This is a genomic window from Pseudarthrobacter sp. NIBRBAC000502772 (assembly GCF_006517235.1).
Lineage (GTDB): Bacteria > Actinomycetota > Actinomycetes > Actinomycetales > Micrococcaceae > Arthrobacter.
In genome coordinates this window covers 1,154,682-1,176,150 of sequence record NZ_CP041188.1, presented here as the reverse complement: position 1 = coordinate 1,176,150, position 21,469 = coordinate 1,154,682, and the positions used below count along the sequence as shown (strand labels likewise).

General features: G+C 67.2%; 20 protein-coding genes. 11 read left to right on the top strand and 9 right to left on the bottom strand.

Translation table 11 applies throughout. The annotated features are described in order from the left end of the window. Positions 1–40 precede the first annotated feature (40 nt). From NIBR502772_RS05530 to NIBR502772_RS05520, 3 genes are all read left to right on the top strand, one after another. The gene (locus NIBR502772_RS05530; protein WP_141139398.1) at positions 41–1,621 is read left to right on the top strand and encodes an FAD-dependent oxidoreductase; all 1,581 of its coding nucleotides are present in this window, start codon (positions 41–43) and stop codon (positions 1,619–1,621) included. Positions 1,622–1,743: 122 nt separating this feature from the next. Further along, positions 1,744–6,852 carry a DNA glycosylase AlkZ-like family protein gene (locus NIBR502772_RS05525; RefSeq protein WP_141141955.1) on the top strand — a complete coding sequence of 1,703 codons (5,109 nt, stop codon included), beginning with the start codon at positions 1,744–1,746 and terminating at the stop codon, positions 6,850–6,852. Then, positions 6,845–7,690 carry an Fpg/Nei family DNA glycosylase gene (locus NIBR502772_RS05520; protein WP_141139397.1) on the top strand — a complete coding sequence of 282 codons (846 nt, stop codon included), beginning with the start codon at positions 6,845–6,847 and terminating at the stop codon, positions 7,688–7,690. Before NIBR502772_RS05525 ends, NIBR502772_RS05520 begins: the two co-directional genes overlap by 8 nt. 30 nt (positions 7,691–7,720) lie before the next feature. Here NIBR502772_RS05520 and NIBR502772_RS05515 read toward each other — a convergent pair whose 3' ends face one another. Further along, a complete protein-coding gene (locus NIBR502772_RS05515; RefSeq protein ID WP_246848705.1) occupies positions 7,721–8,467 on the bottom strand; it encodes a YitT family protein in 747 nt (248 codons plus the stop codon). Positions 8,468–8,528: 61 nt separating this feature from the next. Between NIBR502772_RS05515 and NIBR502772_RS05510 the strand changes: the two genes are divergently transcribed. Beyond that, complete coding sequence (locus NIBR502772_RS05510) at positions 8,529–10,067, top strand: PLP-dependent aminotransferase family protein (RefSeq protein WP_141139396.1); 1,539 nt, start codon at positions 8,529–8,531, stop codon at positions 10,065–10,067. A 17-nt stretch (positions 10,068–10,084) separates the two neighbouring features. Here the strand turns inward: NIBR502772_RS05510 and NIBR502772_RS05505 are convergent, their stop codons facing one another. After that, positions 10,085–10,588, bottom strand: coding sequence for a DUF4188 domain-containing protein (locus tag NIBR502772_RS05505; RefSeq protein ID WP_141139395.1), 504 nt, complete (start codon positions 10,586–10,588; stop codon positions 10,085–10,087). A 79-nt stretch (positions 10,589–10,667) separates the two neighbouring features. Here NIBR502772_RS05505 and NIBR502772_RS05500 point away from each other — a divergent pair, with 79 nt between their 5' ends. Beyond that, on the top strand, positions 10,668–11,243 hold the full coding sequence (locus NIBR502772_RS05500) for a TetR-like C-terminal domain-containing protein (protein ID WP_246848704.1): 576 nt from the start codon (positions 10,668–10,670) through the stop codon (positions 11,241–11,243). A 122-nt stretch (positions 11,244–11,365) separates the two neighbouring features. On the opposite strand, the gene NIBR502772_RS05495 is transcribed toward NIBR502772_RS05500, so the two are convergent. Next, entirely contained in the window at positions 11,366–12,058 is a 693-nt protein-coding gene (locus NIBR502772_RS05495) for an SRPBCC domain-containing protein (protein ID WP_141139394.1), read from the bottom strand. Further along, a complete protein-coding gene (locus NIBR502772_RS05490; protein WP_141139393.1) occupies positions 12,051–12,728 on the bottom strand; it encodes a helix-turn-helix domain-containing protein in 678 nt (225 codons plus the stop codon). The genes NIBR502772_RS05495 and NIBR502772_RS05490 overlap by 8 nt, the downstream gene beginning before the upstream one ends. 272 nt (positions 12,729–13,000) lie before the next feature. Between NIBR502772_RS05490 and NIBR502772_RS05485 the strand changes: the two genes are divergently transcribed. Then, positions 13,001–14,011 carry an RluA family pseudouridine synthase gene (locus tag NIBR502772_RS05485; protein ID WP_141141953.1) on the top strand — a complete coding sequence of 337 codons (1,011 nt, stop codon included), beginning with the start codon at positions 13,001–13,003 and terminating at the stop codon, positions 14,009–14,011. On the opposite strand, the gene NIBR502772_RS05480 is transcribed toward NIBR502772_RS05485, so the two are convergent. The 4 genes from NIBR502772_RS05480 to NIBR502772_RS05465 form a co-directional block, all read right to left on the bottom strand. Continuing rightward, positions 14,012–14,545, bottom strand: coding sequence for an O-acetyl-ADP-ribose deacetylase (locus tag NIBR502772_RS05480; RefSeq protein WP_141139392.1), 534 nt, complete (start codon positions 14,543–14,545; stop codon positions 14,012–14,014). 30 nt (positions 14,546–14,575) lie between these two features. Next, positions 14,576–17,026, bottom strand: a complete 2,451-nt coding sequence (locus NIBR502772_RS05475; RefSeq protein ID WP_141139391.1) for a hypothetical protein — start codon at positions 17,024–17,026, stop codon at positions 14,576–14,578. A gap of 88 nt (positions 17,027–17,114) precedes the next feature. Beyond that, complete coding sequence (locus NIBR502772_RS05470) at positions 17,115–17,315, bottom strand: hypothetical protein (RefSeq protein WP_141139390.1); 201 nt, start codon at positions 17,313–17,315, stop codon at positions 17,115–17,117. A gap of 60 nt (positions 17,316–17,375) precedes the next feature. Then, on the bottom strand, positions 17,376–17,570 hold the full coding sequence (locus NIBR502772_RS05465; protein ID WP_205630648.1) for a hypothetical protein: 195 nt from the start codon (positions 17,568–17,570) through the stop codon (positions 17,376–17,378). Positions 17,571–17,782: 212 nt separating this feature from the next. Here NIBR502772_RS05465 and NIBR502772_RS05460 point away from each other — a divergent pair, with 212 nt between their 5' ends. The 4 genes from NIBR502772_RS05460 (at position 17,783) to NIBR502772_RS05445 (ending at position 20,323) form a co-directional block, all read left to right on the top strand. Beyond that, positions 17,783–17,986: a hypothetical protein gene (locus NIBR502772_RS05460; RefSeq protein WP_141139389.1), complete on the top strand. Its 204-nt coding sequence runs from the start codon at positions 17,783–17,785 to the stop codon at positions 17,984–17,986. Positions 17,987–18,195: 209 nt separating this feature from the next. Continuing rightward, positions 18,196–18,909, top strand: coding sequence for a BTAD domain-containing putative transcriptional regulator (locus NIBR502772_RS05455; RefSeq protein WP_141139388.1), 714 nt, complete (start codon positions 18,196–18,198; stop codon positions 18,907–18,909). Between the two features lie 30 nt (positions 18,910–18,939). Continuing rightward, positions 18,940–19,617: a hypothetical protein gene (locus NIBR502772_RS05450; RefSeq protein WP_141139387.1), complete on the top strand. Its 678-nt coding sequence runs from the start codon at positions 18,940–18,942 to the stop codon at positions 19,615–19,617. Between the two features lie 88 nt (positions 19,618–19,705). Further along, positions 19,706–20,323, top strand: a complete 618-nt coding sequence (locus tag NIBR502772_RS05445) for a DedA family protein (protein WP_141139386.1) — start codon at positions 19,706–19,708, stop codon at positions 20,321–20,323. A gap of 113 nt (positions 20,324–20,436) precedes the next feature. Here the strand turns inward: NIBR502772_RS05445 and NIBR502772_RS05440 are convergent, their stop codons facing one another. Beyond that, positions 20,437–20,742 carry a hypothetical protein gene (locus NIBR502772_RS05440; protein ID WP_058930109.1) on the bottom strand — a complete coding sequence of 102 codons (306 nt, stop codon included), beginning with the start codon at positions 20,740–20,742 and terminating at the stop codon, positions 20,437–20,439. A 202-nt stretch (positions 20,743–20,944) separates the two neighbouring features. Between NIBR502772_RS05440 and NIBR502772_RS05435 the strand changes: the two genes are divergently transcribed. Further along, positions 20,945–21,451 (top strand): hypothetical protein, encoded by a 507-nt coding sequence (locus NIBR502772_RS05435; protein WP_141139385.1) that lies wholly within the window; start codon positions 20,945–20,947, stop codon positions 21,449–21,451. Positions 21,452–21,469 lie beyond the last annotated feature (18 nt).

Below are 21,469 nucleotides of genomic sequence, written 5' to 3'. Positions count from 1 at the left end.
ATCTGGGCCTGACGAGTCATGATAATTACACTTAGCTTCCATGACGTCGCTCTGGTTGGACCGCGGGCAATCCTTCAGCACTGACACGTTCGAGACTGACATGTTCGAGGCAGGCAGCAGCTACGACACCGTGGTGGCGGGGGCCGGGCTGACGGGGCTGGTCACCGCACTGCTGCTGGCGCGCTCGGGGCAGCGAGTCCTGGTCCTGGAGGCCAGGTTTCCCGGGGCTGTGACCACCGGAAACACAACGGCGAAAGTCAGCCTGCTGCAGGGGACCGTCCTGGCTGCCCTGGCCAGGCAGTACGCGCAGAAGCAGGTTGGCGCCTACGTTGAGGCCAACCGGGAGGGGCAGTCCTGGCTGCTCCGCTATCTCGACGATCACCACGTGCCGTATCAGCGCCGGGATGCCTACACGTACGCCACCACCGCCCAGGGGACGGAGCGGCTGCTTGAGGAACTCGGCGCGGCGACCACCACCGGCCTGGACGTCGAGTACGTGCGCGACGCACGCCTCCCCTTCCCCATCCAGGGCGCCCTGCTCCTGACCAATCAGGCCCAGATCAATCCCATGGATGTCGTGCAAGCCTTACTCGGGGACGTCCGCGCCCGCGGCGGTTGCGTGGTGGGCGGGACCCGGCTGCGGAATGTCTCCGGAAGCGGGCCGCTAACTGTCCACACCGACCAGGGCACCGTCACCGCCAACAACGTTGTTCTCGCCACCGGAATCCCGGTCCTGGACCGCGGGCTCTACTTCACCAAGCTCAAGCCCTTACGCTCCTATGCCGCGGCCCTGGCGCTGCCTGCCGGAGTCACCGCGCCGCCCGGAATGTACCTCTCGGCCGAGGAACCCACCCACTCCTTGCGGGAATATGAGGCTGACGGCCGCAAGTACCTACTGGTGGGAGGGCACGGGCATCAGGTGGGGCGGACCGGATCGGAAAAGTCCCATCTGTCGGGGCTGCTGGACTGGGCCACGGAGCACTTCCCGGGTGCGGTTACCACCCACACGTGGTCGGCCCAGGACTACCAGGCCACCAACCTGATGCCCTTCTTTGGCAAACTGCCACGGGGCCGGGGCCACATCTTCTTCGGCACCGGTTACAACAAGTGGGGCATGACCAACGCGGTTGCCGCCGCCCTTGGCATCTCCGCGGACATCCTCGGCGGCAGCCTCCGCTGGGCCAACACGATCCACCACCGCGTGACGTCTCCGGGCGGGGCAATGACCGCCGTCGCCGTCAACGCTGGCGTGGCTGCGCGGCTGGCCGCCGACTGGGGGAAGCTGGCGGTTGGCAAGTCGGTGAGTGGCAGGCCGGTGGTTGAGCCTGTCATTGAGCCTGTCGAAACCGGGGTGCCGACGGGCCCACCCCCCGGAGGTCCTGTACCGGCCGACGGCGACGCGACGGTGTACCGCGACGGCGCCCGGCCGGCGGCGGTCTCCACGGTGGACGGCACCACGTGCAGGCTCTCCGCCGTCTGCACCCATCTGGGTGGGATTGTCCACTGGAACGACAGCGAACTGACCTGGGACTGCCCGCTCCACGGCTCGCGCTTCAGCCCCGACGGCAAGCTCCTCGAAGGACCATCTACCCACGATCTTCCGAGGCTCGAGCAGGGTTGATCCGCGCCTCCAACGGTGCCGGCAATACTGTCGGTGGGGTAGGGCATGATGGAGGAATGCAGGAGGATCAGCCAGCGGAAGCGGGCCACGCAGCCCGCCCGGCCAGGCGCAAAGAGGAACCCATGGGCCGTTTCAGCCGGCCCACGCGGGACTGGTTCCTGGGCGCGTTTGCGGAGCCCACCCCTGCCCAGACTGGCGCCTGGAACGCCATCTCGTCCGGCTCGCATGCGCTGGTGGTGGCACCCACCGGGTCCGGCAAGACGCTCGCGGCGTTCCTCTGGGCTTTGGATCGTTTGCTTGTTGAGGCTCCTTACCCGGGTCCGGAACCGGGTGACCCTGTATTGCCCGGCCTGGATGCTGTATCGGTCAAAGGGGCGGTGAAAGGGCAAGCCAAAGGACGGCGCCCCCGCCCGCCCAAACGCAAGACCCGCGTCCTGTACATCTCGCCGCTGAAAGCCCTCGGCGTGGACGTGGAACGCAACCTCCGCTCGCCGCTGATCGGGATCACCCAGACTGCCAAGCGGCTGGGACTTCCGGCGCCCCTGATCACCGTGGGGGTCCGGTCCGGTGACACCACGACGGCGGACCGTCGCGCGCTGCTCAGCAACCCGCCGGACATCCTCATCACCACGCCGGAATCGCTGTTCCTGATGCTCACCTCCAAGGCGCGCGAGACCCTCACCGAGGTGGACACCATCATCGTTGACGAGGTCCACGCCGTCGCCGGAACCAAGCGTGGCGCGCACCTGGCGGTCTCGCTGGAACGGCTGGATGCGCTGCTGTCCAAGCCCGCCCAGCGGATCGGCCTCTCCGCAACGGTGGAGCCGCGCGAGTTAGTGGCCCAGTTCCTGGCCGGTGCTGCGCCGGTGCAAATCGTGGCCCCGACGTCACGGAAAAACTGGGACCTCACCGTATCCGTCCCGGTGGAGGACATGTCCGACCTCCCGGGCGCCGCAGGCGCCTTCGACTCCGGTCCGGCATCCGGGCTGCAGCCCCAGGCCTCGATCTGGCCCCATGTGGAGGAAAAGATCGTTGACCTGGTGCTGGCCAACCAGTCCACCATCGTCTTCGCCAACTCCCGTCGCCTGGCTGAACGGCTCACCGCGCGGCTCAACGAGATCTACGCCGAACGGCAACTGATCGCGGTCGGCGGAGGCTGGGACTCGCCTGACGCCGGTGCCGCAGATCCAGGTTTTCCGTCCAGCGACGGGGCATTCAGTCCTGCCTTCAGTCCTGCCTCCACCCCGGCTTCCACGCCTGCGTCCACCGCGACGCCGGCCCACATGATGGCGCAGGCCGGCAGCACGGCGGGAGCCGATCCTTTGCTGGCCCGCGCCCACCACGGATCGGTTTCCAAGGACCAGCGGGCGCTCATTGAGGACGATCTCAAGTCCGGCCGGCTGCGCTGCGTCGTGGCCACTTCGTCCCTGGAACTCGGCATCGACATGGGCGCTGTGGACCTCGTGGTGCAGGTGGAATCACCGCCGTCGGTGGCCAGCGGGCTCCAACGTGTGGGCCGTGCCGGGCACCAGGTGGGGGAAATTTCGCAGGGAGTGCTGTTTCCCAAGCACCGCGCAGACCTGGTGCACACGGCCATCACCGTGGAGCGGATGCTCGAAGGGAAGATCGAGCGGCTCTTTGTCCCGGCCAATCCGTTGGACATCCTGGCCCAGCAGACCGTCGCGGCCACCGCCCTGGGCAGCATCGATGTGGAGGAATGGTTCGCCACCGTCCGCCGGTCCGCCCCGTTCGCATCCCTCCCCCGGTCCGCCTACGAGGCAACCCTTGACCTGCTGGCCGGCCGGTACCCGTCCGATGAATTCGCGGAACTGCGGCCCCGGATCATCTGGGACCGGAACGCCGGCACCATCGAAGGCAGGCCCGGGGCCCAGCGGCTTGCCGTGACGTCCGGCGGCACCATCCCGGACCGCGGCCTTTTCGGTGTCTACATCATCGGCACGGAGGTGGAGGGCTCCGGCACGCCGGGCTCGGACGGCAAACCCGCCGCGTCACCGGCCAAAGGCGGCCGCCGCGTGGGCGAGCTGGACGAGGAAATGGTCTACGAGTCCCGGGTGGGTGACATTTTTGCGCTGGGCGCCACCAGCTGGAAGATCGAGGACATCACCCACGACCGCGTCCTGGTCTCCCCCGCCTTCGGCCAGCCGGGCAAACTCCCCTTCTGGAAGGGGGACTCGCTGGGGCGGCCCGTTGACCTGGGCCGTGCGCTGGGCGCCTTCGTGCGTGAACTGTCCGCGTCCGACGTCGGCCCTGCCACCGAACGCTGCAAGGCCAGCGGGCTGGATGAATTCGCCGCGAACAACCTGATCCAGTACCTCAGTGAACAGAAGCTCGCCACTGAGGTGGTCCCCTGCGACACCACGCTGGTGGTGGAGCGCTTCCACGACGAACTGGGCGACTGGCGGGTGATCCTGCACAGCCCGTTCGGGATGCCGGTGCACGCTCCCTGGGCACTCGCCGTCGGGCAGCGCCTGCAGCAGCGGTACGGCCTGGACGGGTCTGCCATGGCCGCCGATGACGGCATCGTGCTGCGGGTCCCCATGATGGAGGACGAGCCGCCCGGTGCCGAGCTGTTCCTGTTTGATCCCGACGAGCTGGAGCAGATTGTCACCGCCGAGGTGGGCGGCAGCGCGCTGTTCGCCTCGCGTTTCCGGGAGTGTGCAGCGCGTGCGCTGCTGCTCCCCCGGCAAACGCCCGGCAAGCGGCAGCCGCTCTGGCAGCAGCGCCAGCGGTCGGCGCAGCTGCTCGACGTCGCCCGGAAATACCCCACGTTCCCGATCGTGCTGGAAACCGTCCGTGAATGCCTGCAGGACGTGTACGACCTCCCGGCCCTGAAGGACATTGCGGCCTCGGTGGAACGCCGTGAACTCAGGATCGTGCAGACCACCACGCAGCAGCCGTCGCCGTTCGCCAAGTCCCTGCTGTTCGGGTACGTGGCCCAGTTCCTGTATGAAGGGGACTCGCCCCTGGCCGAGCGCCGGGCCGCGGCGCTGGCCCTGGACTCGACACTCCTGAACGAGCTGCTCGGCCGCGTTGAGCTCCGTGAACTGCTGGACGCCAAGGTCATCGAGGCCACCGAGCTTGAACTCCAGCGCCTTGCGCCGGACCGCAGGGCCCGCGGCATGGAAGGCGTCGCCGACCTGCTCAGGTTGCTGGGTCCCCTGACGCCGGACGAGGTCGCCGCCCGCCTGGAGGCTGCGCCGGTGGTGGAGCCTGCGGTGGTGGTTGAGCCCGTCGAAATCCCGGAGCCCACCGAAACGCCGGTGGTTGAGCCTGTCGAAACCCCACATGCCGACACTCCTCTGGCCATAACGCACCTGACCGCCCTGCTGCGGGCCAACCGGGCCATAAGAGTCAACATCGGCGGGGCCGAACGCTACGCCGCCGTCGAGGATGCCGCCCGGCTTCGTGATGCCATCGGCGTTCCGCTTCCCATGGGCGTTCCCCTGGCCTTCATCGAACCGGTTGCAGACCCCTTGGGCGACCTGGTTTCCCGGTACGCGCGTACGCACGGACCGTTCACGTCGGCGGAAGCCGCGGCCCGGTTGGGGCTCGGCGTCGCCGTGGTCAGCACCGCACTGAAACGGCTCGCCGCGGACGGCCGGGTGGTGGAAGGCGAGTTCCGGCCGCACGCCGCTCCAGCGGAACAGACGGCCAGCTATGGGCCACCGGACGAAACACCGATTGAGGATGTCCAAACGGGTCAGCCGCTCGCGGCAGAGCCCCCGCAGACGCATCTTCCCGCCCCCTCCACCAGCGAATGGTGCGACGCCGAAGTGCTCCGCAAGCTCCGGCGTCGTTCGCTCGCAGCACTGCGCGCCGAGGTGGAACCGGTGGACGCCGCCGCCTATGGGCGCTTCCTGCCGGCCTGGCAGCATGTCCGCACTCCGGGAGCCGGGCGCGGGCAGCCGTCACTGCGGGGGTTGGACGGTATTGTCACCGCGATCGACCAGCTTTCCGGCGTGCCGGTACCGGCTTCGGCGTGGGAGCCGCTGGTCCTGGCCAGCAGGGTTTCGAACTACCAGCCCGCCATGCTCGACGAGCTTATGGCCGCCGGCGAGGTCCTCTGGTCCGGGACGGGGGCACTGCCTGGAAACGACGGCTGGGTCAGCCTCCACCTGGCCGATTCCGCCGAACTGACGCTGAATCCCGCCGTCGAATACGAACCCGGCGACGCGCAGCAACGCCTGCTTGACCACCTGAGGAACAACGGCGGCGGTTACTTCTTCCGCCAGCTGAAGGACGTGGCTGGTGGCATGGACTCGGTGCTCAGCGACCAGGAAGTGGTGTCCGCGCTGTGGGATCTAGCATGGGCGGGCCGCATCACCGGCGACACTTTCGCCCCGGTCCGCGCCCTCATCGCCGGCGGCCACACGGCGCACCGACAAGTGGCCCGCCCGCCCCGCGCCCGTGCCCCCAGGCTGAGCCGGCTCGGCCGCTCGCACGGCACCGGACTCCTGGGATCGCCCGGGCTGGGGTCCCCTGCGCTGGGCGGCGGACGGTATGGCTCGTTGTCGGGCACGGCGGCCACACCTCCGCTGGCCGCCGGGCGTTGGTCTGCCCTGCCCTCGCCCGAGCTGGATGCCACCATCCATGCCCGTGCCACGGCTGAGCTGTTGCTGGACCGGTATGGCGTGGTGACCCGGGGATCGGTCATGGCGGAGCAGATCCTGGGCGGGTTCGGCCTGATGTACAAGGTGCTGGCCCGGCTGGAGGAGGCCGGCCGCTGCCGCCGCGGGTACTTCATCGAGCACCTCGGGGCCGCCCAGTTCGCGGTCCCCGCAACCGTGGACCGGCTGCGCTCCTATTCCGAGGACACCCAGCTGGCCAAGCCCGAACCAATGGCACTGGCCCTTGCGGCCACGGATCCCGCCAACCCCTATGGGGCTGCTTTGCCCTGGCCTGCCCTCGACGTGGAGGCCGGAACGGGCCACCGGCCTGGGCGGAAAGCCGGGGCCCTGGTGGTCATGGTGGACGGCGCCCTGGTCCTCTATGTGGAGCGCGGCGGCAAAACCCTGCTGGCCTTCAGCGAGGACACAGCCGTGCTGTCAGCCGCCGGCGCGGCTTTGGTAGGTGTCGTCACCCGGGGAGCCGTGGACAAGCTCATCATGGAAAAGGTCAACGGCCACGGCATCCTGGACACGCCCGTGGCGGCCGCACTCGCGGCCGCCGGGGCATACTCAACGCCCAAGGGTCTGAGGATCCGTGCCTGAGGGCGACTCCGTCTGGCGGGCCGCCGCCGAACTCCACCAGGCCTTGGCTGGACAAACGCTGACGGCATCGGACTTCCGCGTGCCGAGGTTCGCCACGCTCAACCTGGCCGGCTGGACCGTGGCGGAGGTGGTCCCGCGCGGCAAGCACCTGCTGATGCGCGTGCTGGGACCGGACGGGAATGGACCGGAGGAGCGGAAGCTCACCATCCATTCGCACCTGAAGATGGAAGGCACCTGGCAGGTCTATCCGCCGGGCGGGCGCTGGCGGAAGCCTGGATTCACCGCCCGGTGCGTTCTGCGCACGGCGGCAGCGGACGCCGTCGGGTTCTCCCTGGGCATCGTGGAAGTGGTCCGCACCGCGGACGAGGACACCATAGTGGGCCATCTGGGTCCGGACCTGCTGGGTCCGGACTGGGACCCGGCCGAAGCGGAGCAGCGGATCCGCGCGGCACCCGACGTGCCCATCGGCGTCGCCCTGCTGGACCAGCGCAACCTGGCGGGCATCGGCAACATCTATCGCTGCGAGGCGTGCTTCCTGTCCGGGGTGCACCCGGCGACTCCGGTCTCAGCTGTCCACGACGTCCGGACCCTGATGACCGATGCCAAGCAGCTGCTGGAAGCCAACCTGGGCCCGGCACGCCGGGTGACCGTCCTCAACCCGCGAGGCATGCCCGTGGGACGGATGGCGGGCCGCCCGGGCTACTGGGTTTACCGGCGCGAACACCAGCCGTGCCTGAAATGCCGGACCCCCATCCGCCGCGGCGTGCTGGGCAAACCCAACGGCGAAGAGGAACGGGACATCTACTTCTGCCCGCAGTGCCAGCCGGTCCTGCCCTAGGCGTCATGTCCTGAGCGGTCCTAGGGAGTCCTAGAAAGTCCTGGCCACGCGTTCGACGGCGACCGGCTCGTCCGTGTCCGACCCGCCAGCGTCCAACTCGACGGCATCGAACTCGGCGGCGTCCAACTCGTCGGCATCGAACTCGCCGGCGTCCAACTCAACGGCATCCTGCTCGAGGACTGCGGCCTCGGCTGCCAGATCTGCGGGCACCATAAACCGCGGAAGCAACAGCTGGACCAGCGGCCCGATGGCGAGGGCGTACACCACCGTGCCCACGCCCACGGAACCGCCCAGCAGCCAGCCGACTCCCAGCACCACAACTTCGATCAGGGTGCGCGAGACCCGCACGGACCAGCCGGTGCGCCGTGCCAGCCCGGTCATCAGGCCATCCCTGGCCCCCGGACCGAACCGTGCGCCGATGTAGCAGGCGGACGCGATGCCGTTCAGCAGCACGGCACCGGCAAGCATGCCGATCTGGCCGCCAAGATGCGAGAACGCGGGGATCAAAGCGAGGCCGATGTCCGCGAAGACGCCCACCAGCACGGCGTTGCAGAGCGTGCCGAACCCTGGCCACTGCCGGAGCGGGATCCAGAGGAGCAGCACCAGGAAACTCACAATGATGACCACCACACCGATGCTCAGCCCAGTCCGGCCGGACACTCCCTGATGGAAGACATCCCACGGATCCAGTCCAAGTCCGGCACGGATGAACATGGCCAGGGAGATGCCGTACATGGCGAGGCCGGTAAAGAGCTGGAGTAGTCTGCGAGTCAACATAACGACCACTCTGACAGGTAACTGGCATTGAATTACATAGCCAGTCTGAGATACTGGCATCATGTCCCCTTCGCTGAACCCGCCTGCGCTGGCCCGTCTCCTGGGTGAGTGGAACGTCGGCGTCGCTCCCGCTTACCGCGAGCTGGCCGACGTCGTCCGCCTCCTGGTCCTGGACGGCCGGGTGGCCCTGGACACGGCCCTGCCCAGCGAGCGGGCACTGTCTGAGGCGCTGGGTGTCAGCCGCACCACCGTCACAGCCGCCTACGGCCACCTCCGCGAGCAGGGTTTCCTCAGCAGCGGGCAGGGCAGCAGGGGCCGGACCCGGATTCCGCGCCTGACGGCGTTGGGTACCACGGTGCTCACGGAGCCGGGCCTGACAACCGCGGGGCGGACGCCCGGAACAACGTCTCCCGGGCTCGCGGCGCCGGAGGGTCTGATTGACCTCGCCTACGCGTCGCTGCCCGCCAGCGGCGAGGTGGTGCACCGCGCGTTCGCGGCAGCCCTCACCGAACTTCCGGCACTGCTGCCGGGATTCGGCTATGACGCGATGGGTCTGCTCCCGCTGCGCGAGACGGTGGCGGCGCGTTATACGGCGGCCGGCGTGCCGACCACCGCCGAACAGATCCTGGTGACCTCGGGCGCGCAGCACGCCCTGAACATCATCATCCGCGCCGTGGCGGGCCGGCAGGACAGGGTGCTGGTGGAACACCCCAGCTATCCGAACGCCCTGGATGCCATCCGCGCGGCCGGCTGCCGGCCCCTCCCGGTGGCATTCACCACAGCCCAGGGCGACAGCACCAAAGAGGCCGACGGCGGTGCGCCCGCCCTGGTCTGGGACATGCACGCCCTGCAGGCCGCCCTGGTACAGCAGCGACCCAGGATGGCGTACGTGGTGCCGGACTTCCATAACCCCACCGGGCAGCTGATGCCTGATGTCCAGCGCCGCCAGCTGGTCCGGGCGGCCGCGGCGGCGGGGACAGTTCTGGTGGTGGACGAAACCCTCCGTGAGCTGAATCTCGACGGCGCCGAAACCAGTCCCGTGGCAGCATTCGGTCCCGCAGTGGTCACCATCGGCTCGCTCAGCAAATCCCATTGGGCCGGACTTCGGACAGGCTGGATCCGCGCCTCCGAAGCCATGATCCAGCGCTTTGCGGCGGCACGGACGTCCCTGGATCTGGGCGGACCGCTTATGGAACAGTTGGCGGCGGCCCACCTGGTCCGCGCCCTCGACGAGCCGCTTCCCGCCCGGCTCAGCGCCCTCCGGGACAACCGCGCTGCACTTCTGGAGCTCCTTGCCGGACACTTGCCGGACTGGGAAACGGCACGCCCGGCCGGCGGACTGTCCGTCTGGTGCAGGCTGCCAGCACCGGTCAGCACGGCGCTGACGATGATCGCTCCGGACTTTGGTATCCGGCTGGCCGCCGGGCCGCGGTTTGGCGTCGGCGGCGCGTTCGAACGCTACCTCCGGGTACCTTTCACCCTGCCGCCGGACCAGCTGGAGACCGCCGTTCTGGCCCTGCGCTCAGCCCAGGACCGGCTCGATGCCGCCCCGCAGCTCCGCCGGACCCTGAAGAACGCGCCGGCCCTGGCTATTGCGTGACGCGTGGGCTTTCGGGATCACGTGCCGCTGGCACCGCGGCCTGCGGCCCGGCCCATCCGCTGCTTGGCCGTATTGGTCCCGGCCCCGACCGGGACATGAGCCGTCGCCTTGGCCAGCCCAAACTCCGGCATCCCGTTGTAGACAACCTCGATCCCGCCGGCCGGCACCTGGTACGTCTCATGCCAGACGCCGACGTCGCCAGTCCCGGAGAGTTCCTTCATGAATCGTCGCCACGGTTCCAGGTGCGGGGACTCCCGGTCCGCCGCGAACTTCCGCAGGTGCTCGGGGCTCTCCCAGTAGCTGAGCAGGATGGTGGTGCGTCCGAACCACTGCTCGCAGCCGAGCATTCCCGCCGCGGGGTCGGCGGCAAGGTGCTGGAGCATCCGCGGCATGGCGGCAGCCACCTTGCCGACGGTCACGACCTTCCACCATCGGTTCGCCCGCATGCCGATCAGGAAGACCGTCACCGATTCGCGGCCCGGGTCAGCGGTGTACCGGCCCGGAAATAGCTTCTGCGCCATGGGAACTCCTTCGGTTCGCGGTTTCATAACCTTGTTTCATAACACCGTTACGAAACAAGGTTATGAAACAATGGACTCCATGGCAAGACCCGTAGTGCATAACGATTCCCTCAGGCAGGGCCTGCTGGCCGTCACGGCTGACCTGGTGGACCGTGACGGTCCTGCACGCGTGAATCTGCGGGATGTGGCAGCGGCCGCCGGCACGTCCACTACGGCCGTCTACTCGCTGTTCGGCGGAAAATCCCAGCTCCTGACGGCCGTTGTGGACGACGGGTTCCGGTCCTTCCGCGACTCACAGGTGGCCGCGGCCCCGGGCGGGCTTCGGGGACTCGGCGAGGCCTACCGGACCTGGGCGCTGGAGCATCGGGCGCTCTACCGGCTGATGTTCGGCGGCGCGCTGGCAGCCTACGTCGATTGCCAGCCAAGCCCCGATGCTGCCGCCGATGCCATGGAGCCCCTGATGGAAGCAGTGGCCTCCGCCCAGTCCGCGGGCACCGTGCTGCAGGCACCCGTGGAAATGGTCGCCGTCGCAATCTGGGGCCAGGTCCACGGCCTCGTGAGCCTGGAACTGGCCCAGGTGGGCCCGCCGGACGCAGACTGGGCTGCCGCATACAACGCAGCCCTCGACGCCGTCGCCCGCGGCTGGGCCGCCTGACGCGACCTGACCTTCCCGACGTGCCGATCCGCCCGCGACGCGCAAATTATCTGACGCAGGTGGATTTCCCGGTGCGCCAGATAATGTGCGAGTCGATATTCGGGTGCCGGCCTCAAGCCAACCTACGCGTAGACCTTTTCGAGGAAGCCGCCCCAGGCCTCGGCGGTCGATGAAGAGTCACCGCTGCCGCTGAAGTCGTGCACAGTCATACCCACCGGGGCGCCGAAGGCGTTGCGGCCGAAGAACCGGTACATCGCATCCGAGGTCCGCAGGCCCAGGAAGTTCTCGTTGGAGAAGTCCAGCTCCCCGGACAGCCGCCCCACGCCGTCGAGCTCCAGCTCAACAGCGGAACCCTGCGCCGCAGAATCCACGCCCATAGCTTTCTTCAGGCGGTCGAAACCGTCCGGGGTCTGCGACGCTGCCGGAGACTGGATGTCCGTAAACACGACCGGCTTGCCGTCGAAGTGCTGCAGGTACTGGCCCAGCGTGTGCAGGTAGAACGCCGTGTGCTTGCTGGCGCCGTCGTACTGCTCGTCCCAGTTGTCGGCGAAGATCCCGCTGTGGACATAGTGCAGCCGGGTGCGGCCGCCGTCGAGCGGTTCCAGGATGTGCTCCAGCTGGTTGAACCAGCCATCCGGGCCGTCCATCCGTGATACGAGATGCGTGGGGTGCTCCTGCACGGTCTTGACGTCCGGCCACTGGTCCGTAGGGAACATCCACGCCGGCGTTCCACTTGTCACAGCTTCCCAGACACGCTCGGGCGTCCCGGGCAGGTCGGTGTCGTACACGATCTCAAATTCGCGGTTGTCAGTCATTGTCCTGCTCCTTCGCTGAAAGGGGTTTGATGGGGGTTTTGAGAACGGGGTGAAGAGCAACGACGAGCCGGTGCTTCCGTCCGCCGCCCGCCGAAGTGCCACTTGGGGGCGAGCCGCCTGCCGGGGTGTCGCCCGGGCCGGCGACCGCGCCGCCGTCGTGATATTTATCCACCAGGCGGGTCACGGCGACGCCGAGTTCCTCGGCAAACGCGGCCCGGTCCGCGGCCGTCCGGAAGGTAATCTCGCCGTCGATCGCGAACGTTGCGAGCTTCTGCCGGGCAGCGGCCGCGCCGGCGATCAGCTTGCCCACTTCCTGGACCATCCGCCCGGCGAGCGCCAGCAGCCAGAAGGCCGAGAACCGGTCGGAGAACCGGTGCGGATCCGGGGCCACCGACGCGAGGGCCACGGGCGAAATCAGATACGAAGCCGCCGTCGCCTGGAGGACGCGTTCGGTGACGTTCCCCTTGCGCCGCTCCTCCACGAGTTCCACCAGCCCGTGCCGCTCGAGGGCCTTGAGGTGGTAGTTGACCTTCTGCCGCGGCAGGCCCACCTTGGCGGCAAGCTGCGTGGCCGACCCCGGCTCCGCGAGCTCCCGGAGGATGCGCGTCCGGATCGGGTCCAACGACGCTTCCGCCGCGGCCGGGTCCTCGATCACTTCGATGTCCAACATGCTTCCATCTTGCCAACCGACAACTTTTCTTGTCAAGAACTTTTATACCGTCGGCGCCGACTTGGCCGGAGGCCTGCTCCGATTCGATGGTTCCCTGCCCGATCGATGATTCGAACCATCGTCTGCGCAGGGAACCATCGAATCGGGCGCGGGTGGGGAACGGGCGCCGGTGGGGAACGGGCGCGGGTGGGGCGGGCTGGGCGCGGCAGGGCACAGCTGGGAACGGGGGCGGGGCGGGGCCAAGGGAGCCGGCAAAGTAGAATGGACCGGTGATGCAATCCCCCCTCCCCGTGCGCGACGGCGTGAACGCCACCCGCCTGCGCCTCCCGGGCGAGGGGCCGTGGACCACCGCGATGGACTACATGATGCACCGGTGGGGCCACATCGATCCGCAGGGCATCGAGGACAGGTTCGACGCCGGCGAGATCGTGGGCGAGGGCGGCATCCCCTTGGACCGCCGCACCAAGCTCGAGGACCACACCTTTATCTGGTACTACCGCTCATTGCCGCCGGAGACCCGTATCCCGGTGGAAATCAGCATCCTGCACCAGGACCACCACCTCCTCGTCGTGGACAAGCCGCACTTCCTGCCCACCACCCCCGGCGGCACCTACATCCAGGAATCGGCGCTCGTCCGGCTCCGGAACCAGCTCAGCCTGCCGGACCTGATCCCCATGCACCGCCTGGACCGGATGACCGCCGGCGTGCTGCTGCTGTCCACCAACCCGGAAACCCGCGGAAATTACCAGGTGCTCTTCGAGAAGCGGCAGGTGCAGAAGGAATACGAGTGCGTCTCCGCCGCGGAGCCCGCCGCCGGACACCCCGACGTCGACTTCCCCGTGGTGGTCCGGAACCGGATGACCAAGTCGCGCAGCTACCTGCTGGCCGAAGTGATCGACGGCGAGCCGAACGCGGAGACCCGGATCGAACGGCTGGAAACGTTCGACGGCGGCACTTCAGCAGGTGCCGCCGGCACCCGCGCGCCTGGCACCCCTGCCGTCGGCGCCACGGCAGCCGAAACCAACCCAGCCCGGCTGGCGCGGTACCGGCTGGAGCCGCACTCCGGAAAAACGCACCAGCTGAGGGTGCACATGGCCTCGCTGGGGCTGGGCATCGTGAATGACTCGTTTTATCCGGACCTGCTGGACAAGGCGCCGGACGACTACTCCAAACCGCTCCAGCTCCTGGCCCGCGGCATCCGCTTTGTGGATCCCATCAGCAAAAAGCCCGTGGAATACCGCAGCAAGCTGAACCTCAGCGAGGCTGCTCAAGCACCGCGCTGATCAAACACCGTCTTGACCAAACACCGTCCTGAAGGCCTGCTCCATCTCGAGGCTGAACAGCACAAACTCCGCCAACTCGAGCGCGCTGGCCGGATGTGAGGCACCAAACCCTGTGACGGCGTCGTACGCGGCCTCCGCCACCTGGCGCCCGTGCCAGCCGTACACTCCCCCACCCACCGCCGGGAATGCGATGGTAGCCGCGCCCAGCGAGTCCGCCAGCCGCAGGCTTTCGCTGAAGCACGAAACCAGCAGCGACGGGTTGGTCTGCCCCACGTGCCGGTTGGGCCCAACAGTGTGGATGACCCAGCGTGCCGGCAGCCGGAATCCAGGAGTGGCGACGGCGGCTCCGGGCGCCAGCCCATGCGGCAGATCCGTTTCGCGCAGTTCGCGGCAGGCGGCCAGCAGTTCCGGCCCGGCGGCCCGGTGGATGGCCCCGTCCACACCGCCACCGCCCAGCAAACTGGAGTTGGCCGCGGTCACGATCGCGTCAACCGTGCGGGTGGTGATGTCGCCTTGGAAGATGGTGATCCGCATGCCGCCAGTTTCCCACTTACGGGGTGCGGCTCATAGGCCCCGCATCACCGCAGCCGAGGCACGCAACCAGGCCTCGCGGGTGGCGGGCATCAGCGCCTGGTAGTTGAGCGGCCCGCCGGAGACGAGGGACTTGTCATAGGGAACGTCGAGGACTTCCCTTGTCAGCGTCTCGAAGTGGGTCCGGGTCCGGTCATGAAGCTGCAGATCGGTGCGCAGTGACGGCGCGGCCAGCAGGGTTACGGCGTTGCTGACTTTGTCCTGGTAGCCGCGTTCACGCAGCCCATCCACGAGCCAGACCGCACTGGCCACCGTGTCTTCGCGGACCGTGGAAACAATGACGAGCTCATCCGCCGCCGCCACAGCGGCTTCCCAGTTCGAGGACCGCATGTTGTTGCCGGTGTCCACCATGATGATCCGGTAGAAGCGGCGCAGCGCCGTGTGCAGCCGGTCGAATTCACGGCTGCCGATGGTGGCGGCCCCGGCCGCGTCCTCGTCCGAGGCCAGCACGTCAAACTGCGCCGACCCCTGGTAGCGCACAAAGCGGTCCAGGTCCCCGATCCGGCCAAGGACGGGATCTTCGAAGCGGTCCACTTCCCTCATCAGGTCAACAGCAGTGCCGGCGTGCCCGGCCAGAGGCGCCCGCCACCCCATGGTTCCGCGCGTTTCATTGTTGTCCCAGGCAAGCGTGTACCCGCCGCGCTGGATGCCCAGCGTCGCGGCCAGAAGCAGGGTTGCCGTGGTCTTGTGGGCGCCGCCCTTGGGGTTAACCACGACGACGGTCCGGGGGCCGTCCAGGCGCCGCTGGACCTCTTCGACGGCGTCCAGGTGGGCGAGTTCCCGCCTGCCGGGACCGAGGCTCAGGGAATTGCGGCTGAGCCGCCGGACGGCGCCCTGCCAGCCCAATTCGGCGAGCGGGGCGGGCTGGGTGGGCCTGTCGGCGAGGAAGTCCTGGAGGGTGGGAACGTCGTCGGGAATGGCTCCAGCCGGGAGGGCCGCGCGGGCTTCAAAATGGGCGGGAGCACGCAATGGCGCCGGGGGGACCTCGTCGGGCACGGCCGCGGGAGGGACTGCGATAGCCATGGCGGGCCTTCCTTTCTGTAGTGGCTGCCCCATCTGTAATGGCTTCCCCGCCTGCGGCTTCACTGCCCGGAGGTGCCGTGGCACCACAGCTTCCGGCTCCGCCGTCATTCGCCACAGGCGCCTGCCGAGGCGGCCAAGCAGGTCGAGGAGGACCAGCAGCAGCCGGTACAGCAAAATGGCCAGGCCGATCACCGGCAGCGACAGCATCAGGATGGACAGGATGGAGAGCGCAGCGGCCGCCGGGTCGCCGGCGGCGATGGCCTCGCTGGCGAGCCCCGTGTGCTGCCGGATGGCGTCAGCGGTCTGCCCGACGATCATGGGGAGGTTCAGCAACATCCAGCCAAGCGCCAGGCACAGGAGCGGCACCACCGTGACTACCCAGATGGTGACGATGCGGCGCGCGAACGTCCGGAGCTCGGCAACCCGCGGATCCACCGCGCGTCCGGGAATGAGGCTGAGCAGAACCGCGCGGATGCGGTTGAACAAGTCGGGGACACCGGCGATGTCGGCCAGGACGAAGTAGCCGTCGAAGCGCAGCGTCGGCACCAGCTGCTGGATCATCTCGAAATGCATCAGTGCCGCCGCCAGCAGGAAAAAGCCCTGCCCTGTCAAAAGGTAGGCGCCGCCCAGGCCGATCAGGCACAGGCAGTTGAAGTACAGCCCGCCAAGGTCCGTACGGATCCTGCCCGCCCGGCCCAATCGGTAGGAGTCGGTGACGTTGGTGAAGAATGCCGGGAAGACCAGATAAACGCCGACGCCGATCACTCCGGGCCTGGCGCCACCGTACCGGCACGCAGTGGCATGCCCAAGTTCGTGGATCACGGCTCCCGCCGTCAGCATCGCGAAGATGCCAAGGAGCAGCGCCGGCGTGAGAAGTACCTGCTCCAGGGAAGCCAGGAGGTCACCCTTGGCGAAGACCAGGATGTCGACGGCGGCCAGCGCCACCAGGACGGTGGCCACCACCGGATTCCAATACAGCGGGGCCAGGATCAGGGCCAGCGTGTTGACCGCCTTTTCCGGCAGCAGGGTTCCCCGCAGCCGCAGGGCCAATAACGGGTCCGCCCTTGGCGGGGTCACGGCATCAGCGGCGTCCTTACCGGCGTCGTGAACGAGGCCCATCGGCGCCAGCCTGGTGTCGATGAGGTGAAGGAGTCCGCTCACACTGAGTTCGCGGCCGTAGGCGTCGCTGATATCGCGCGCCAGCTCATCAGCGGATTTCTCCGGCGAGACGGTGGCCATGACCAGCTGGAGAAGCTCCGACAGCTGGACAATCTGCCCGTCTCCGCGCTGCAGCAGGTAGCTGCGGCCCTTCAGGCCAGACCCCTCAACCGGTCCCAGGAAAACAAGCCCGGGTGACGGCGACCAATGCCGGACAAAGTCGGCTTCGGGTGCTGTGGTCACGGTCCCCACCTAGGTTGAGCCACTAAGAACGGCGGGCATGCTCCGATGCTGAAGCATGCCCTCCGGGTTTCCTGTTGATCCTGCGGACCTACTGCTGCAGGACGATCACTTCCTGCCAGGCGGCCGAGTTCGCGATTGAACCGATCGAGGCCGCATTGATGGCGAACGACAGGTTCACGGCGATCACGGGAGCAACGTTGATGTTGAAGAACAGCGTTTCCCTCATTGGAAGCAGTTCTGCAACCTCGGCGTCGAGATCCACCGGTAATAGCGCGGTTGATGCCGTCATAGCACCTCACCTCTCTCCCCCGGGCAATCCCAGGGTCCAGATATCGGATGATAGACGGACTTAACCCTGGACTACGGCGATGTTCTGAAGCGCAGTGCTGTGTGCTACCGCAAAGAACGAGGCAGCGTTCAGGGCCACAGACGAGTTGCTTGCGTAAACACCCGCCCAGTTTGTGTCCAGAAACAGGGTCTCCCGCGAAGGCAACAGCTCCACCTTCTGGCTTTCCAGTTCGTGAACGGTAAGTTCCTTCATCATGTCAATCACCCCCTTTCGACGTCCCTCGATCAGTCAACGCGTCGTCCCGTTGCGGCTTCGTTACTGGGCTGTTATTTTTCCGTTGTTTCATGAAACTAATATGGTGGCAGTCTTGACTTGGGCGCCGAATAATCTTTGCCTAGGATGGTCATACTGGACGGTAATGTTCCTGGACGACGGAAATTGCAGACAAGGAAAGCAGGCGCCGATTCATGGCGGACATTGAAGGCACCATGGTCATCCGCGCGTGGGCGGAGCCTGCCCAGAACCACCGCGTAAGGGCGCGCCTGATCTCCAGCCATCCGGGCCAGGACCAGGAAATTGTGGAGACGGCCGGCGATGAAGAAGAAATCATTATGGCTGTGCAGCGCTGGCTGGATGTGCTGAAAGCCTCAGAAAGCACTGCCAGCGCATAACCCGAAGTTCCCTAATCGGCTGGGCTGATTCCAGCAAACCCATCTTGAATGACAACCGGCGCCATGTGGATTGACGGGCATGTGGACCTATTCCCGGTATATCACCCCAAAAACCCCCTCTTTCTAAATTGGCTTGACTTGATGCGCCCCAGTGCCACGATGGTTATCTGGGGTATCGCGTGTTGTCCGGTCGCTTGAAGGGGATAGGCATGACGGTGGCTCTCGCACAGGATTGGCATTTAAGCCTGCTGGGGGCCTGGCGGTTGCGCCGCGGCAGCAATACCGTGACGGTGGCCAGCCGGGAACAGCGGCTCATCGCCTGTGTGGGACTCCTGGGCTGCAGGCACCGGAGTTTCCTGGCCGGCCTGCTGTGGCCCAAAAGCAGCGAAACGCAGGCAGCCGGGAACCTGCGCACCACCGTCTGGTGCATCTCCCACGCCTTCCCGCACCTTCTCCGGACCGGCCCGGACACTCTGGAGCTTCACGAGGGGGTCAGGGTCGATGTCACGGCATTGCAGCACCACGTCGCCACCCTGCAGTCGCAGCCTGAAGCCCGGATTCCTGACAGCTATCTGGACGACTTGAGCCGCGCTGACCTGCTTCCCGGCTGGTACGACGACTGGGTGGTCTTCGAACAGGAGCGGCTGCGGCAGTTGCGCCTCAGCGCGCTGGAGCTCATGGCACGGCAGCATCTGGCGGCTGGCGAACCCGGCGGAGCTGTCATCGCGGCGTTGTCTGCGGCAAGCATCGAACCGCTGAGGGAATCGGCCCATCTGCTGCTGGTCCAGGCCCATCTGGCCGCCGGGAACCGGGCCGCCGCGGTCCGCGCCTACACCATGTTTGCCAGCCGCCTGGAGGGCGAACTCGGCGTCCTGCCCTCAAGCCAGCTGAGCGAGCTTGTGTCCGCGTTCCATCCGCACTGATCAAGCATCTGCACTGATCGAGGAATCATCATGGATACCCTCATCGAAATCCCCGGAGACCGCACGGCTGCCAAGTTCGCCTACGCGGCCGCCGGCCTGGGCGTCGTAGGCGTGGCAACACTGGGCGCCATGTACGCCATCGAAGTGCCAAAGAACGGACCCTACGTCTTCGGCACCATCAACGATGCCACCGGCGGCGTCTTCCAGTTGGTGATCATTCCGGTGATTGTCCAGGTTCACCGGCGCCTGCGCCGCACACCCGGCTCCGAGGCCGCCAAATGGCTGGTGATCGGGGCCAGCGGCGCAGGATCAGCGAGCTCCTTCCTCCTGGTCGCGAAGAAGCTCGATTTCACGGTGTCCACTGGCATCTCGGTGGGGGCCATGGTGGTCCAGGCCGGCTGGTTCCTGCTGGCCCACCGGGCACTGCTCAAGAGGGGCAGCTACCCCCGGGATCTCGCGAAGCTGGGACAGTTCATTGGCGGCGCCTTGGTGGTGGCGTTGCCCCTGGCGGCGCTGACCGCGGTGGAACAGGCGCCGGCCTGGATCCGCTGGGGCATCGGCGGGGCGGGAATAGCCTTTGGCGCCACAGCGTGGGTCGCCTGGCCGTACTGGTATTTCCTCGCGGCCGGGCACCTCAGCCACGTCCCCAGGGAAGTTCCCGGCGGAGCCCCAGGTCCACGCCGTCGGAACATCGGCAGCGGGTACTGAAGCACTTACTGAACCCAACGCCCGGCAAGTCCGTGCCGCCGGCCGGCTCAGGCCGTGCTGCCGCGCAAAAATGCGGTACTTTGTGGCCATGGACTTTGGCAACGCCGACAGCTGGGGGGCGGCGATCTACTTCTGGATCATCCCTGTGGTCCTCGGCGATGCCATCTTCCCGCCCATCCCCTCAGAGATGGTGGTGATTACCGGCGGCGCCCTCTCGGCCGACGGCCGGGCCAACGTCTTCCTGGTGGGGGCACTGTCCGCGGTAGCCTCCTGGGCCGGCGATATGGTGGTATTCCAGCTCTTCAAGCGCCGGCTCAGCCACGTCCTGGACCGCTGGCGCTGGGGCCGGAAAGTCCACCACGGCATCCATGCGGCCATCGCCAGGGCCGGCCGCTCCTCCACCTACGGAGCCATCATCGGCGCCCGCTTCATCCCCGGCGGGCGGCTGGCGACGTCGGCGGCTTCGGGCATTGCCGACGTTTCGGCCCGGGGTTTCAGCCTGTGCGCCGGCCTCGGCGCGGTCCTCTGGGCCAGCTGGCTGGTGGGCTTGGGCTACTTCACGGGATCGGCAACCAAGCTGCCGTTCTGGGCGAGTTCGCTGATAGGCGTGGTGCTGGGCCTGGTGATCGGCGCCGCCGTCGGCATCATTGTCACCCGCCGGCGCGGCACTCGCTCACCGGTGGACGAGCCTGCCCCCGGCGAGTGAGCATGCGGCCGGTGATTGAGCCTCGAAATCAGGTCTCGCTCCCCAACCGCTCCCTAATCCTCGCAAGCTCGGACAGGGAACCCTGCGGTCGTGGGCCCAGCTCGACCACCCGTTCAAACGGGCGCCCAGCGCCCGCGGTTGCGGCGGAGCACCGTCAGTGAGCCGGTGAGCGCAACGCGTTCGACGGCGTCGCGCATCATCGCTGCCGATTCGCGCGCCTGCTGGTTCTCACCGCTGTATTCGGTCGCCTCCACGAGGAAGCGGAGGTTCAGTTGGGGGACGCCGGCGGCAAGTTCGATCTGGTTGGATTCCACATGGTGACGGGTCTCCAATGCCTCGACCGCGGCGGCCATCACGGCTTCCGGCGGGTTGCCAGGCTTCAGTCCGGTGATTTTCAGGCGGGTCTGGAACGAAGGCATGCGTCAACCCTAATACGGGGTGTTCCTGGTCCCTTCCCTGTAGTGGGATAGCGGGACAGCGCCAGCGGCAGGCAAAGAACCTCAAGCAGCTGCCGAGGTCTGTCAGGAACCGCACCACCATGGTTTTCCGCGCGGGACAGGACTAGGATGTGGCCGCGGTCTCATAGTCACACCTGACAATCATCAAGAAAGAAGACCGAACATGAGACGGACCACAATGCGAGTGATTGCGGCGGTATCGGCAGGCATGTTGGCATCAATGTTAGGGATCGGCGTCGCTTCCGCCGACAGCCGGAATGACCTGGCCGAAGTGCGACAGGCCACAACCCAATATCACAACGTTAGTGCGGCCATTGCCGCGGGCTACCAGCCCGTGGGTGAGTGCGTTCCAGGCATGGGCTTTCACTACGTCAACTTCAGTCAGTTCGGTCAGATGGATCCATTGGTCCCGGACGCACTGACGTATGCAGCGAACAAAACGGGCCAGCTCAGACTGGTCGCAGCGGAGTGGTTTAAGGTCGACGCCGACCAGGACCTGGCGACCGACACAGACCGGCCGAGCATGTTCGGCAAGGCATTCGACGGACCGATGCTCGGGCACGCTCCCGGCATGCCGATCCACTACGACCTCCATGCATACCTGTGGCAAGGTAATCCGGACGGCGTCCTGGCAACCTACAACCCGAATGTTTACTGCCCCGAACCGTAAGAGCGATCCGTTCGGCGA